General features: G+C 64.8%; 12 protein-coding genes. 8 read left to right on the top strand and 4 right to left on the bottom strand.

Features of this window, described 5'->3' with window-relative positions:
- Positions 1-167 precede the first annotated feature (167 nt).
- Together pssA and QJT82_RS13390 are read left to right on the top strand one after the other, a co-directional pair.
- Positions 168-1,046: a CDP-diacylglycerol--serine O-phosphatidyltransferase gene (pssA, locus tag QJT82_RS13395; RefSeq protein WP_035633954.1), complete on the top strand. Its 879-nt coding sequence runs from the start codon at positions 168-170 to the stop codon at positions 1,044-1,046.
- Between the two features lie 232 nt (positions 1,047-1,278).
- Positions 1,279-1,998, top strand: coding sequence for an RraA family protein (locus QJT82_RS13390; protein WP_028344569.1), 720 nt, complete (start codon positions 1,279-1,281; stop codon positions 1,996-1,998).
- A 56-nt stretch (positions 1,999-2,054) separates the two neighbouring features.
- Here QJT82_RS13390 and QJT82_RS13385 read toward each other — a convergent pair whose 3' ends face one another.
- Both QJT82_RS13385 and QJT82_RS13380 read right to left on the bottom strand, forming a co-directional pair.
- The gene (locus tag QJT82_RS13385; protein WP_028344570.1) at positions 2,055-2,687 is read right to left on the bottom strand and encodes a TerC family protein; all 633 of its coding nucleotides are present in this window, start codon (positions 2,685-2,687) and stop codon (positions 2,055-2,057) included.
- A gap of 178 nt (positions 2,688-2,865) precedes the next feature.
- A complete protein-coding gene (locus QJT82_RS13380; protein WP_028344571.1) occupies positions 2,866-3,159 on the bottom strand; it encodes a hypothetical protein in 294 nt (97 codons plus the stop codon).
- Between the two features lie 319 nt (positions 3,160-3,478).
- Between QJT82_RS13380 and QJT82_RS13375 the strand changes: the two genes are divergently transcribed.
- The gene (locus QJT82_RS13375) at positions 3,479-4,306 is read left to right on the top strand and encodes an SDR family NAD(P)-dependent oxidoreductase (RefSeq protein ID WP_016846301.1); all 828 of its coding nucleotides are present in this window, start codon (positions 3,479-3,481) and stop codon (positions 4,304-4,306) included.
- On the opposite strand, the gene QJT82_RS13370 is transcribed toward QJT82_RS13375, so the two are convergent.
- The gene (locus QJT82_RS13370) at positions 4,284-5,738 is read right to left on the bottom strand and encodes a PLP-dependent aminotransferase family protein (protein WP_028344572.1); all 1,455 of its coding nucleotides are present in this window, start codon (positions 5,736-5,738) and stop codon (positions 4,284-4,286) included. The two genes, QJT82_RS13375 and QJT82_RS13370, sit on opposite strands and share 23 nt — an antisense overlap.
- 88 nt (positions 5,739-5,826) lie before the next feature.
- On the opposite strand from QJT82_RS13370, the gene QJT82_RS13365 reads away from it, so the two are divergent.
- The 5 genes from QJT82_RS13365 to QJT82_RS13345 all read left to right on the top strand — a co-directional run bounded on the left by QJT82_RS13365 (position 5,827) and on the right by QJT82_RS13345 (position 13,761).
- Positions 5,827-6,234 (top strand): cupin domain-containing protein, encoded by a 408-nt coding sequence (locus QJT82_RS13365; RefSeq protein WP_028344573.1) that lies wholly within the window; start codon positions 5,827-5,829, stop codon positions 6,232-6,234.
- Entirely contained in the window at positions 6,231-6,701 is a 471-nt protein-coding gene (locus QJT82_RS13360; RefSeq protein WP_028344574.1) for a carboxymuconolactone decarboxylase family protein, read from the top strand. Before QJT82_RS13365 ends, QJT82_RS13360 begins: the two co-directional genes overlap by 4 nt.
- 630 nt (positions 6,702-7,331) lie before the next feature.
- Positions 7,332-10,427, top strand: a complete 3,096-nt coding sequence (locus QJT82_RS13355; RefSeq protein ID WP_155258835.1) for a DUF5801 repeats-in-toxin domain-containing protein — start codon at positions 7,332-7,334, stop codon at positions 10,425-10,427.
- Between the two features lie 110 nt (positions 10,428-10,537).
- Positions 10,538-12,454: a type I secretion system permease/ATPase gene (locus QJT82_RS13350; protein WP_028344576.1), complete on the top strand. Its 1,917-nt coding sequence runs from the start codon at positions 10,538-10,540 to the stop codon at positions 12,452-12,454.
- Entirely contained in the window at positions 12,451-13,761 is a 1,311-nt protein-coding gene (locus QJT82_RS13345; RefSeq protein ID WP_028344577.1) for an HlyD family type I secretion periplasmic adaptor subunit, read from the top strand. Before QJT82_RS13350 ends, QJT82_RS13345 begins: the two co-directional genes overlap by 4 nt.
- 5 nt (positions 13,762-13,766) lie before the next feature.
- Here the strand turns inward: QJT82_RS13345 and QJT82_RS13340 are convergent, their stop codons facing one another.
- Positions 13,767-14,363: a DUF2889 domain-containing protein gene (locus tag QJT82_RS13340; protein ID WP_264641903.1), complete on the bottom strand. Its 597-nt coding sequence runs from the start codon at positions 14,361-14,363 to the stop codon at positions 13,767-13,769.
- Positions 14,364-14,482 lie beyond the last annotated feature (119 nt).

Raw genomic sequence — 14,482 nt, 5'->3', positions numbered from 1 at the left:
AAGGATGCAGGCCGCCGAGAGGGGCCTCATGGTTCGAGACGCGCGTTCCACGCTCCTCACCATGAGGGGTACGCCTGGATCAGGCAATTAACTCTGTTTCTCCGGCCCGATCGGCCGGTTCCCGCACCGATGGCGGAGCGGGGCAGCGCTTGCTATATTGCAAAACCATGACGCCATTCGATCCGAATTCCACCGAGTATCGCCGCCGCCGGTTCCGCCCGATCCCGGTGCGGATGCTGGTGCCGAACATGATCACGCTGCTGGCGATCTGCGCCGGCCTGACCGCGATCCGGCTGTCGACCGAAGGGCGGATGGAGCTTGCGGTCGCCGCGATCGTGTTCGCCGCGATCCTCGACGGCATCGACGGCCGCGTCGCCCGCATGATCAAGGGCCAGTCGAAATTCGGCGCCGAGCTCGACAGCCTCGCCGACTTCGTCAATTTCGGCGTCGCGCCGGGCCTGATCCTGTATTTCTGGCAGCTGCATGAACTGAACAATGGCGGCTGGATCGCCGCGATGGTGTTCGCGATCTCCGGCGGCCTGCGGCTTGCGCGCTTCAATGCCTCGATCGACGATCCGAACAAGCCGGCCTTCGCCGCCAACTATTTCACCGGCGTGCCGGCGCCGGCCGGTGCGATCACCGTGCTGCTGCCGATCTATCTCGCCTTCCTCGGCGTGCCGATGCCGCCGGCGACGCTGACGGCGTTCTACACGCTCTTGATCGCCTTCCTGATGGTGTCGCGACTGCCGGTGTTCTCCGGCAAGACCGTGAAGATGCGCGTGCCGCCGGAAATGGTGTTGCCGGTGTTCGTTGCCGTGGTGTTCTTCGTCGCGCTGCTGATCGGCTATCCCTGGCACATCCTGTCGGCGGGCTCGGTTGCCTATTTGATCAGCCTGCCCTGGGGCTGGAAGTCCTATCGCGACCAGGAGCGCCAGCTTGCCGCGCAGACGCAAGGCGCGGGCGCGCCAGCGCCGGCCGCTGCTGCTCCCTATGCAACGCCGGTCACGGAGAGCGATCGCGACGATCGTCCGACGCATCTGCACTGATGCCTCTCTATGATCCGTCATCCTGAGGAGCGCGTCTCGAAGGATGCACGGCCACCAGCGGGCCGTCGACCCTTCGAGACGGCCGCTTGCGCGGCCTCGTCAGGGTGATGGTGATGTGGTTACTTCATTCCTGCAAATATCAGCCATGAGCGTGCCTCGGTTGGGTTCGCCTGCGATCTCGGCTATAGGCTGAGACGGCCCAGCGAACGCCAAAAATCAGGAGAGAAACGCCGTGACGACATCCGCTTCCGCCCCGCTTCCTGCTTCCGTCCTTGAAGCGTTGGCGCGCTACGACACGCCGACGATCTGCAACGCGATGGAGATCGTCGCGCCGGAGCGCCGTCTGATCGGCTACACCGTGAAGCCGCTGGTCTGCCCGTTCCCGACGCTGCCGCCGATGGTCGGCTACGCCCGCACCACGACGATCCGCTCGGTGCTGAAATCCGGCCTCTCGGCCGAGGAGCAGTCGAAGCGCCGCATCGAATATTACGAATATGTCGGCACCGGCTTCGGCCCGCGCATCTCTGTCATCCAGGACATCGACGGTCCGGACGTCGGCTACGGCGCGTTCTGGGGCGAGGTGCAGAGCAATGTGCACAAGGCGCTCGGCTGCCTCGGCGTCATCACCGACGGCTCGATCCGCGACATCCCGCAATGGGCGCCGGGCTTCCAGGCGCTGGCCGGCTCGATCGGCCCGTCGCACGCTTGGGTGCATGCGGAGAGCTTCGGCGGCGAGGTCCGCGTCGCCGGCATGACGGTGCGATCCGACGACCTGATCCACGCCGACAGCCACGGCGCCATCGTGATTCCCTACGAGGTCGCGGCGAAGCTGCCCGAGGCCGCCGAACTCTGCGGCCGCCGCGAGACCCCGATCCTGGACATCGCGCGTTCCAAGGATTTCTCGCTCGAGAAGCTGAAGGACGCGCTGAAGCGTTCGGCGGAAATCCACTGAGCGCGCGTTGTCGATTTGCGGAACGGCGGGCCGAAGGGCCCGCCGTTTTGCTTTCGTCAGGCCGGCGCAACCTTCGCGATCTCGTTCGCCCCGCGAACCGTCATGTCGATGGCGACATAGAGGATCACGGCGAGGCCGACATAGGCGATCCAGCGGTGGTTCTGCAGCAGCCGCGCGATGAAGGAAGCCGCTGCGCCCATCATCGCGATCGAGAGCGCGAGGCCGAACACCAGCACGATCGGCTGCTCGCGCGCCGCGCCCGCGACCGCCAGCACGTTGTCGAGCGACATCGAGACGTCGGCAACGATGATCTGCGTGGTGGCCTGCCACAGCGTCTTGCGCTGGCCCTTTGCGCCATCGGCATGTTCGGCCGTGGTCTCGTGCGCGTCGGCGCGCAGCTCGCGCCACATCTTCCAGCACACCCACAATAGCAGGATGCCGCCGGCCAGCAGCAGGCCGACGATCTGCATCAGCTGCGTGGTGACGAGGGCGAACAGGATGCGCAGCAGTGTCGCGGCACCGATGCCGATCAGGATCGCCTTGCCGCGCTGCTTGGCCGGCAGGCCCGCCGCGGCAAGGCCGATCACGACGGCATTGTCGCCGGCCAGCACGAGGTCGATGACGACGACTTGCAGCAATGCGCTGAGGGCGTCGAGTGAAAACAATTCGGGCGAAAATAGTTCGGACATGGTCGCATTCCCCTTGAGGTCGGGGAGCGGACCCTTTCGACGAAACCGGCTCTTGCCGTCATGCGGACGGCAAATCCACCGCGACGCTTATCCGCGTCACGGGTCGAAGCAGGGCCACTCCAACTGAGTTCCAGTCCGACATCGCAGCTTGTGGCTGCCAGAGGGGCCCGGCCTGGGATTACGGTCGTGACACCGGACGCATTGCTGCTTCTTCCTCGAAGAACAGCGCCGCCTGATCCGGTTCGCCGAGGATTGCCGCTGCGCACCCCATGAAGGTGAACGCGCCGGCAAAATCCCACAGCGTGAGGTTCGCCACGCTTGTGCGCACGTGGATCACGCGCGCCGCAATCGCGGTAATGGCTGCCTGGACGAACAACAACAGGCTGAGCACGGGCAGCACGAGTGCGGGCTCAACCAGACGGAGCGTCAGGACGATCGGCAGCGCGGTCAGCGCGCCGAACAACAGCAGCATGCCGAACGGCTCCAGCGAGGGAGTCTTTCGCAAGATCCTGTCTGGAATGGTCGAGGACATTCCGGTCCTTCGCCGATCTTGTGCCGATCCTGGCTTGTCGTTCACGTCGAGGATATCAGAACGCGATCCCCCTGAGGCGCGACGCGGCGCCGCGCGACCGCCGGCCGCGCGACAAGATGTACGTCTGCGGTTCCGGAGAACGGCCGCGCCCGGGACGACTTTCTTGGCGCCGCCGGCGCGGTGGCATGCCATGGCAAAGTGCGCGCGGCGCCTTTATCTTTGCTGACAGCGCTGGGCGAACGATCGAAAGGCAATTTCGATGAATATGGCAGGAAAGACGGTGCTGATCACCGGTTCCACCGACGGCGTCGGCCGTTACGTCGCGATGAAGCTGGCGTCGGCCGGCGCCCGGGTCCTGATCCACGGCCGCGATACCAAGCGGGCGCAGACGCTCGCCGACGAGATCAAGCGCCTCAGCGGCCGCGAGCCGATGTTCTACCAGGCCGATCTGTCCTCGCTCGCCGAGGTCCGCGAGTTCGCCCAGCTGGTGCTCGACGACCAGGAGCGCCTCGATGTGTTCGTCAGCAACGCCGGCATTGGTTCGCAAAACGAGGGGCCGGCGCGGCAGACCAGCAAGGATGGCCACGAGCTGCGCTTCGCGGTCAACTATCTCGCCGGCTTCCTGCTCGCGCATCTGTTGCTGCCGCGGCTCAAGGCGAGCACGCCGGCGCGCATCGTCAATGTCGCGTCGCTCGGCCAGCACCCGATCGATTTCGGCGACGTGATGATCACGAAGAACTACAGCGGTGCGCGCGCCTATGCGCAGAGCAAGCTGTCGCAGATCATGTTCACCATCGACCTGGCCGCGGAGCTCGAAGGCTCCGGCGTGACCGTCAACTCGCTGCACCCTGCGACCTACATGAACACCACGATGGTGCGCGCCAGCGGCGCGACGCCGATCTCGACCGTCGAGCAGGGCGGTGATGCCATCCTGCGTCTGGTCCAGGACGACGATGTGGCAGGCCGGAGCGGGCTGTTCTTCGACGGCAAGCGCGAGGCCCGCGCCCATGCCCAGGCCTATGACGCCGAGGCGCGCAAGCGGCTCAAGGCGTTGAGCCTTACGCTCACCGGGTTGCGGGCTTCCTGATCCGGCGCGGCGCCAGCGCCCCTTGGATGCGACCTTGGGCGCGGATCGCCTCGAACAGGCACTTGCATGCGGCCGGAACGCCGCGATCCGGCACCGTTGCAATGCCGAGCAATAGACCCGGCTGCGCGTGCTTCGGTGAAACGTACCAGGGCGAGAGCGGGGCGGGCGCCAGCCCGTGCGCGAGCAGTGCTCGGGCAATCTCGACGTCGGCGGTCTTGTCCGGCAGCGTCAGCATGACCGCGAGGCCGGCAACCCGCACGTCGTTGCTCCAGCTCCGTAGCGCCGTCGTCAGCGCATCGCGCCTGTCGCAATAGGCCCGCTTGGTTCGCCTGAGATGGCGGATGTAGTGGCCGTCGCGCATGAACTCGGCGGTCGACAGCTGCACCGCCGGGCCGGGAGCAGGGACCAGGCACGTCGCGACATCGGCGAACTGCGCCGCCAATGGCTCCGGAGCAACCAGGAAGCCGAGGCGAAGCGTCGGCGAGATCGTCTTGCTGAAGGAGCCGAGATGGATCACCCGGCCGGCGCGGTCGAGCGAGGCAAGCGCCGGCGCGGCACGGCCGTCGAGCTGCAACTCGCCGAGATAGTCGTCCTCGATGATGAAGGCTCCGGTTTGCGCGGCCCAGTCGAGCAGCTGCGCGCGACGTTTCGGCGACAGCGGCGGGCCGAGCGGAGCCTGCTGGCCCGGCGTCACGACCGCGAGTGCCGCGTCTGGGGCGTGCTTGAGGCCGTACTCGACATCGACGCCGTTGGCATCGACTGATATCGGGACGACCTCCAGGCGCGCGAGCTCGAGGCCCTTTCGCGTCAATGGAAATCCCGGTTCTTCCATCCACACGCGGCGGCCTTCGAGGCCGAGAACCCGCAGCGCGAGGCCGAGCCCGCCGCTGAATCCCGAGGTGATGACGATTTGCGCGGGCGAGCATTCGAGCCCGCGCGCGATCGCGAGGTGTGCCGCGATCTCGCGTCGCAATTCGAGCTCGCCGCGTGGATCGATGGTGCGCGTCACCGCGCTCAGTTCCGCCCGGACGGCGCGCGCGCGGATTCGCGCCAGCAGCTTGGCGGGGAGGCTATCCTGCGCAGGGACGCCCATCCGGAAGTGTCCCTGACCGCTCAGATCCCGAAACATCTCCACGACCGATCCGGGAGCGACCGGCGCATCGGGCTTGGCGGCCTTCCCGGGCCGCCTCGCGACGCTGGTGCCGCCCGCCTTCGACGACACGATGTGCTGGGCGTCAGACAGTTTGTCGTAGGCCGCCCGCACGGTGCCGCGCGCAACGCCGAGCTGTGCGGCGAGGTCGAGCCAGGAGGGCAGCCGGGCGCCCGGCACCAGCACGCCATTGTCGATCGCCGCCGCGATCGCCTTGCGGATCTGCTCGGAGAGCGGCGTCCTGGCCGACCGGTCGAGCGCGATGGGAAGCGGGTTGGGCATGGCTCGTGGTACACCAATTCGGTTCATTCTTGGTGCTTCTTTTTGGCCATGCGTGCCCGCATCTATCCGTTAGCAATGGAGGCACGAGATGAAGACCTTGATGACGACGCTGCTGGCCTGCGCCGCGCTTGCGACCCCGGCGATGGCGCAATCGGTGACGCCGAAGTTCGAGCATATGATCACGAACATTCCCGGCAAGTCGCTGATCGCGGTCGAGGTCAACTTCCCGCCCGGCGAGGTCTCGGCGCCGCACCATCACGCCAAATCGGCGTTTCTTTATGTCTATGTTCTGCAGGGCGCGATCGAGAGCCAGCTCGAGGGCGAGGCCGCGCACATCTATCGGGCTGGCGACAGCTTCTACGAGCCGCCCGGCGCCCATCACGTGCTCGGGCGCAACGCCAGCGCGACCGAACCAGCGAAGCTGCTTGCGGTGTTCGTCGTCGACAGCAACGACAAGGCGCTGACCGTCTTCGACAAGGAAGGACACAAGAAATGAGCATGCGGATCGACTACAACAAGGTCGCGCCCGCGGGCATCAAGGCGCTCGGCGGCGTCTATGGCTACATCACGCAAAGCGGCCTTTCCGCGCAGCTCGTCGAACTGGTCTATCTGCGGATATCGCAGATCAACGGCTGTGCTTATTGTCTCGACATGCACACCCGCTCACTGCAGAAGATGGGCGTCAAGGTCGAGAAGCTGGCGGTGCTGCAGGTCTGGCGCGAGGCGGAGGCGCTGTTCGACGATCAGGAGCGCGCCGCGCTGGCCTGGGCCGAAACCGTCACCCGCGTGGCGGAGACCGCGATCCCGGACGACGCATATGAAGCGGTGCGCGCCGTGTTCAGCGAGAAGCAGCTGGTCGACCTGACCATCGCGATCGGCCTGATGAACACCTACAACCGGATCGCGATCGGCTTCCGCAACCCGCCGCAGGCGGTAACCGAGCATTCCGCTGCGGCGGCTTGACCTTGGCAGGATGGCTGGCACGCGCGCTCACAACATCGCGAAGGTCCGCTTCTTCGACTGAAAGACGACGTTGAGCCCGACAGCACCCATGTCGGCCTTGTGCCAGGAGCTGACGTTCCGGCAACCCAGCTTCCAGAGCACTTATTGCATGATCATCGCGCCGGCTTGTCCGCGCGCTGTTGGCAGCAGCCCGCGCCGTGTCCACACGTACAGGGCGACATTGTCATTGTCCTATCAAAATAGATGTATGGCGATGCGCCTTACCTCATAGGTGGTACCGCTTCTTCACCCTTTACCTTGAATTTTCTCACTCCTTTACTGGAAAAGTTCCATTGGGAGGCTTGGCCTCGAAATTTGTTGGACGGTGTTTGCTTCTCCACTTGCGTTCGCAGCAGTTTGCAGCAGATCGAGGGAGAATAGCATGCAAAAGCATCTGATCATTCGATTGCAGGTACTTCTCTCCGCGACTGATCATTCAGGCAGCGTCGGAGGGGCGTGCGCGAAGTAGTGACACGCTTCCGCTACGCCCCATTCTAATCGACCGCCAGAAACTGACGTCCCCTCCCGGCGAGCGCGACAGATCGCCGAAGAGCCGACGCTTGGATTGCGCATTGTTTTGCAGCGAAACCGTTGGGCGATTGCGAGCCCGGGCGGCGGTCGCCTTTTCCGAAGAAGGGGCGAACGAGCGCCGCCTTTTCCAGGGAGGAAATCATGGCATCAGTACTGACCATCAACGGCAATCTCGTCATCGATGAAGCCGCGAGCTTGCAAACCAGCGGCACCGACAATGACACGGGCATTCAGGCGGGACCCGACAACGAAGTTGCCTGGTCGTACCTACTTGCGAACATGAGCGCAGCGCTCAAGACGAGTCTGGGCATTACGGCTGGCTCCTCCGGTGAAGAGTCGGGCGACACCAGCGTGGTGTTTCCGCAAGTTGCCGCGCGGACGATCGGTAGCGCCAGCACCGATTTCATCCAGCTCAACACGACGACCGTCACCGACCTGCAGTTCTCCGATCCCTCAGGGAATGCGATCGCCGACGGCACCGCCACCCAGATTTTCGCCACCCACAACGGGGCGCAGATCTTCCTCTACGCCGATTCCAACAACAACATCTTGCTCGGGCGTGAGGGTACCACGTCAAACGGTGGCCAAACGTGGACCGCCAGTTCCACAGGTACCGTGGCTTTCGCAATCGTGATCGACGAGACCCTCACCTCCGGCAAGGTGTCCGGTGGCAACGTCTGGACCATCCAGTACGAGGCCCTGAAACATACCAACGCCAGCGGGATCGACGATGCCGACACGCTTGACCTTTCCGGCCTCGTCGATGTGAAGGCCTCCTTCACCACGACGACGACCGTCAACTTCGGCGATTTCAGCCACGTGCCGTCCGGATCGGACGACTGGTCGGCCATCGAGCAGACCGCGACCGCCGGGGCGGACACCAGCGACCCCGACATGCTCATCACCGGCCTGGCGCCGGGCTCGAAGGTGACCGTCAGCACACAGGGCCTCGGCAACAATTCGCAGGCGCTCAATCCCGGGGAGGCGGTGCGCGTCGACGTCGTCAACCACGTGAACTACCCCGACTTCCCCCTGACAAATCCAGACGTGCACGATCTAACCAAGCTCAGCTACAGCACGCATGTCGGTTCGGTGACGGAGGCGAGCTTTTCGCTGACCCAGGTGAACCCCGGGAACGCGAACACCACCGTTAAGGTGCACATCTATGCTTTCAACGAAACAAATGATCTCCAGAACGGCAATCTTGTCTCGACCGCCAGCATCGGCAGCGGCGGCTTGGCCGGCAACGACCAGACGCTGGTCCCGATCCTCGGCAATACGATCAAGGTGTATTCCGACCTCGCGAAGACGCAGCTGGTCACGACAGGCATCACCATTACGGCCGCGGGCGACGGATCGTACTTCATCGATGGCCTGAAAAAGAACTACACCGTCGACTTCCAGGTCGCTGAATCCAGCCACATGGACCGCTTCGTGGTTGGCAACGCCCAGCCGACCAGCGGCAGCGGATCCAATGTCAGCTTCGACGCCGGCAATTTCACCTTCAGCGTCTCGAACACGACCAGCGGGACCGAGCATGCCGGCGTCGGCGGCAACTTGCTGTTTGAGGACGACGGTCCGACTCTGCTTGCGAACGGCACCGCCACCGCGCTGCAGCTCGACGAGAGCAATCTCGCGGCCGGCTCCGCCCCCAATGCAGCGAACACCACAACGTCCGGCAGCTTCAGCGGCCTGTTCACACCTAATTACGGCGCCGACGGGGCTGGAGCCGTCGGCGGCTATACGCTCGGCGTCAAGTCCGCCAATGTCGATTCCGGGCTGGTTGATTCACTATCAGGACAGGCTGTCCTGCTCAGCATTGCGAGTGCCAACGACCCCAGCCACAACATCGTCACCGGGGATGTTATCGGCAAGACGAGCTCAGGTGGTGATCTCGTTTTCGGTGTTCACGTCGATTCGGCAGGAACCGTCACGTTCTCGGAATTTCGGGCCGTCAAGGAAGCAACCGCCGACACCACGAGCACTCAAGGGGCGGTCGGCGACGGCTCCGAAGCCAGCGCCACCATGGCCGCGGACCTGATCACGCTCTCGGCCACCGCCACCGACAAGGACAGTGACACGAGCGCTGCCGCGGCGGCCAACATCGGAAACAAGTTCCAGTTCCTCGACGATGGTCCAAGCATCAACGGGGTGGAGAGCCTCTCCGGCCAGGACGCCCAGCATCCGGCGGTCGGCTTCACGGCCGGCTCCTCGGGATCGGACTCGTTCACGTCACCCGATGGCGCCGACGGAGCGAAGGTCACGATCGATGCCGGCGCTGCAATCACCGGACTCACACAGTCATACAACACCGATCATACAATCCTGACCTACAAGGATTCCGGCGGCAACGGTGTCTATCAACTGAGCGTAACCGACACAGGTTACACCTTCACGGTTCTGCAGACGCTCGCCAACCCGCCGGAGACGCTGAACTTCAGCGCCATCAAGTCGGGGAGCCCGGTCGAGACGCTGAATGTCAGCACCAGCGGTGGCCACAACATCCTGTTCAACGGACTGTTCTTCAATGACGGGACGTTCTACACGAATCCGTCAGGCGCGCTGGGGATCAATCAGTCGACAAGCGATTTGAATCACGCCAACCTCGGCTCCGCGAACCCGGCCGACGACCTCAACCCCGACAATATCGGATTCGGAGTGAAGAACGGGCAGGCGTCGCAGATCAACATGAACGAGGGCTTCTTCTTCAGCGAAAGCAGTGGCCTGAACCTCAAGAACCTGACCTTCGACGTGGCGGGGATCGGCAACGTCACCAGCATCAAGGCGGAGGTATGGCTGTTCAACGCCGCCGGCGACTTGATCGATTACACGAACCCGACCATCGGCGGTCTGAAGCAAGGCAATGTCCACGTCACGCTTCAGGACACGGGCGCTAACGTCCCCGGAACCACGCACGACATTTCCGGCGAGTCGTTCTCGACCGGATACATCCGGTTCTACTTCGATCCTGCCGACACCAATGCGGGTGTCCGCATCATCAACTTCACCACCCAGGTGGCCGCGCCGATAAACGATCAGGATATCCAGTTCCGGATCGTCAACACCGACAACGACGGAGATACGGCCAAGGCCACCTTCAATGTGCTGGTGGACAACCCGGACTCGACGACCGTGTCCCATTGGCCGTTGGCCTAGTTCCGTCGCGCGCGGAGACGCATCCGACATGGATGCGCCTCCGCGCCGCCGAACCAAAGCCTCTCGAGTCCGAAAGCCTCTAGGAAAGCCTCTAGGAATCGATACGCGTGTTGGACATTCTCTCGGAGTGCTGGTCTCAAGTCGCCGCCAACGCGCAAGCCTGGCTCGGCCCGTCTCTCGACGGGCCGCGCGAGTTCATGCTCCGCGCCGCGCTGCTTATCGTGGCGGCGATCATCCTTCTCCGCCTGGCGCGACGTCGGCGGGCGCGCGCGCGCCTTGCTCCTGCCAGCGATCACGACGGTTCATCGCCCGCACACGATCTTCCTTCGCTGCTCCGCGCCTGCCGCGGCGTGCTGATCGGCATCGGCCTGATCACGGCCATGCTGAACGTGCTATATCTCACCAGCTCGTTCTTCATGCTGGAAGTCTATGACCGCGTGGTGCCGAGCCACAGCGTGCCGACGCTCGTCGGCCTCGTCGTCCTGGCCTGCGGCCTCTACCTCTTCCATGCATTCCTTGACATCGTGCGCGGGCGTATCCTGATCCGCATCGGCGACTGGCTCGATCGCGCATTCTCGGAGCGCGCTTTTGACATCGTCGCCCGCTGGCCGCTGCGGGCGCGCATCAGCGGCGACGGGCTTCAGCCAATGCGCGACCTAGATCAGGTGCGCAGTTATCTCTCGGGGCTCGGCCCGACCGCGCTGTTCGACCTGCCATGGATCCCGTTCTATCTCACGATCTGTTACCTGTTCCACCCGCTGCTGGGGTTCACCGCGCTGATCGGCGCGCTGCTGCTTGTTTTCCTGACGCTTGTCACCGACCGGCTGACGCGCGCGCACACCAGGGACATCACTGGGCGGGTGGCGCAGCGCAATGCCCTGGCCGAAGCCAGCCGCCGCAATGCCGAGGTATTGCAGGCCATGGGCATGCGCGGGCGGCTCGCCGCACGCTGGGCGACGGCGAACGATGGTTACATGGCCAGCCAAAGGCGCGCCGCCGACATCGCCGGCGGCTTCGGATCCGCCTCCAAGGTGCTGCGCATGGCCTTGCAATCGGCGGTGCTCGGCGTCGGTGGCTATTTGGTCATTCGACAGGAGGCGACTGGCGGGATCATCATCGCCGGCGCCATCCTCACGTCGCGCGCGCTCGCCCCGGTCGAGCTCGCCATCGCGCACTGGAAAAGTCTTGTCGCCGCCCGGCAGAGCTGGAAACGTCTGCAGCAATACTGGGTGCAGTTGCCGGACGAGTCGGAGAGGACCCCGCTGCCGCCGCCGTGCAAGGGCCTCGCCGTCGAGATCGTCTCCGTGGCGCCGCCGGGCGATCAGCGGGTGGTGGCGCACGAGATTTCTTTCACGCTACAGCCCGGACAAGGGCTCGGTATTGTCGGCCCGACTGCGTCGGGTAAGTCATCGCTGGTGCGCGCCATCGTCGGTGTGTGGACGCCGGCAAGCGGCAAGGTGCGGCTCGACGGCGCCGCGCTCGAACAATGGAACTCGGAGGCACTCGGGCCACATCTCGGCTATCTGCCGCAAGACGTCGAGCTGTTCGCCGGCACGGTGGCCCAGAACATCGCCCGATTTGATCCCGAACCCGACGTGCCGGCGACCATTGCCGCCGCCACAGCGGCCGGAGTGCATGAGACGATCCTGCAACTGCCGGATGGCTACGACACGCAGATCGGCGAGGCCGGGGCGGCGCTCTCGGCCGGGCAGCGCCAGCGCATCGCGCTCGCCCGCGCGCTCTACCGCAATCCTTTCCTGGTGGTTCTCGATGAGCCCAACTCCAACCTGGACATGGAGGGTGACCAGGCACTGACGCAAGCCATCATGGGCGTGCGCGCACGCGGCGGCATTGTCATCGTCGTCGCGCACCGAACCAGCGCGCTCGCCGGCGTCGACCAGTTGATGGTGATGTCGCAGGGGCGTGTGCAGACGCTCGGGCCGAAGGACGCGCTGCTGGCCAAGATGATGCAGCCGCGGCCGGCGCCGTTACCGCTCAAGGTCGTGAGCGAGGGAGCGAGCCCATGAACCGCGAGCCGGTCAACGTCGTGCCGCTCTCGATCCGCCGGCACCTCGGCGCGGGGCTGGCGGGCCTCATCCTTCTCGCCGGCGCCGTCGGCGGCTGGGCTGCCACGACGGAACTCGCCGGCGCCGTCATCGGCGCAGGCACGCTGGTGGTCGACAGCTACAGCAAGAAGGTGCAGCACCCGACCGGCGGCGTGGTGGGTGCACTCAATGTCCGAGAGGGCTCCAGGGTGAAGGCCGGAGACGTGCTGCTGCGCCTCGACGAGACGGTGACGCGGGCCAACCTTCTGGTCATTCTCAAGAGCCTTGATGAGCTGGCGGCGCGCCAGGCCCGGCTCGAGGCGGAGCGCGACGACCAAAAGCACGTCGACTTTCCGGCCGACCTCATCGCGCGTATCTCGGACACGGACGTGGCGCGCGTGCTCCTCGGCGAGCACAAGCTGTTCGAGCTGCGCGGTACCGCCCGAGCAGGCAAGAAGGCACAGCTCAACGAGCGCATCGGCCAGCTGCGAGAGCAGATCCGCGGCTTGGAAGAGCAGATCGAGGCGAAAGACGGCGAGACAACGTTTGTCGACCAGGAACTCGTTGGCGTGCGCGAGCTGTGGCGCAAGAACCTGGTCCAGATTACGCGCGTGACCACACTTGAGCGCGATGCAGTGCGCCTGCACGGCGAACGCGGCGCTCTGGTCGCCTCCATCGCCGAAGCCAGGGGCCGGATCACGGAGACCTCGCTGCAAATCATACAGATCGATCAGGATCTCCGCACCGAGGTGGGAAAGGAGCTTGCCGAGATTCGCGCGAAGACCTCGGAACTGGTCGAGAAGCGGGTGGCCGCCGAGGATCAGCTCAAGCGCATCGATATCCGCGCACCGCAGGACGGCACCGTGCAGCAGCTCGCGCTGCACACGATAGGCGGCGTCGTCACCGCCGGCGAGCCGATCATGCTGATCGTCCCCGCCGACGACTTGCTCGTCGTCGAGGTGCGCATCGCCCCACACGAGATCGATCGCGTGTCCGTCGGCCAGCCGGTGCTGCTGCGCTTCACCGCCTTCAACCAACGGACAACGCCCCAGCTCAACGGAGAAGTGAACCACGTGTCCGCTGATGTCACGAACGACCAAAAGAGCGGAGCTAGCTTCTATGTCACCCGCATTGCGGTGACGGAGGCGCAGATGGCTCGCCTCGGAAATGTGAAGCTGATCGCAGGCATGCCGGTCGAAGCCTTTATTCAGACCGGGCAACGCACTGTGTTGTCTTACCTCTTCAAGCCGTTTTCCGATCAGCTGATGCGCGCTTGGCGTGAGCGCTAGCGCGCTCACGAACCCGGCTCCGCCTCCACCGGTTTCTGCGCGAACTGCGGGAATGTCTCGGCCACGACCGGCCCATCCAGCCGCCATGAATAGCAGCCGCCGACGAAGAATGGCGGCTCGGTGACATCGCGCTGGTGATCGAGCGCACCGCGGCCCTGCGGGTCCTTGCCGGAGGTCGCGGTCTGGAACAGCGTCGTCACCGCCGGTCCCAGCAGCTCGGCGAGATGGGTGCAGGTCTCGAGCTTGCCGATCTTGCGACGGACCAGTTCGCGCCAGCCCTTGCCGATGCGTTCGCCGACCAGGCGCTGCAAAATGCCCTCGACGTCGAGGCAGGACGGGTAGGGCGTCGAGGCCATCGTGGTGCCGGTCTCGCGGATCGTAAAACTGTCGCCGACCGCGAGCCGCAGGCGGATGTCGTGCACGGGATCGTCGGGCTGCTGCAGCCCGCGATGCTTGTCCTGTCGGGCATAGGGTTTGGTGTCGACCAGCCGCGCCTCGACTTCCCACAATCCGTCGTCACGGAGATAGCCGAGACATTCGACGGAGCGGCGGTGCATCAGGCGGCGGGGCTTGCCGTCGGCATTGGTATCGGGTGCGGACATCGGAACTCGCTGGATTGAATCTAAAACCGATCCAATCGGTGGTGTGCCCCGATGTCAACGCTCGCGCTCGAATGGCGTCATGAGACGTCGTCATTCCGGGATGGCGCGTTAGCGCCAGA

Source organism: Bradyrhizobium sp. Mp19 (assembly GCF_029952935.1).
GTDB classification, from domain to species: Bacteria; Pseudomonadota; Alphaproteobacteria; order Rhizobiales; family Xanthobacteraceae; genus Bradyrhizobium; species Bradyrhizobium elkanii.
The sequence above is the reverse complement of the archived record's forward strand: the minus strand, read 5'-3'. Positions and strand labels throughout refer to the sequence as shown.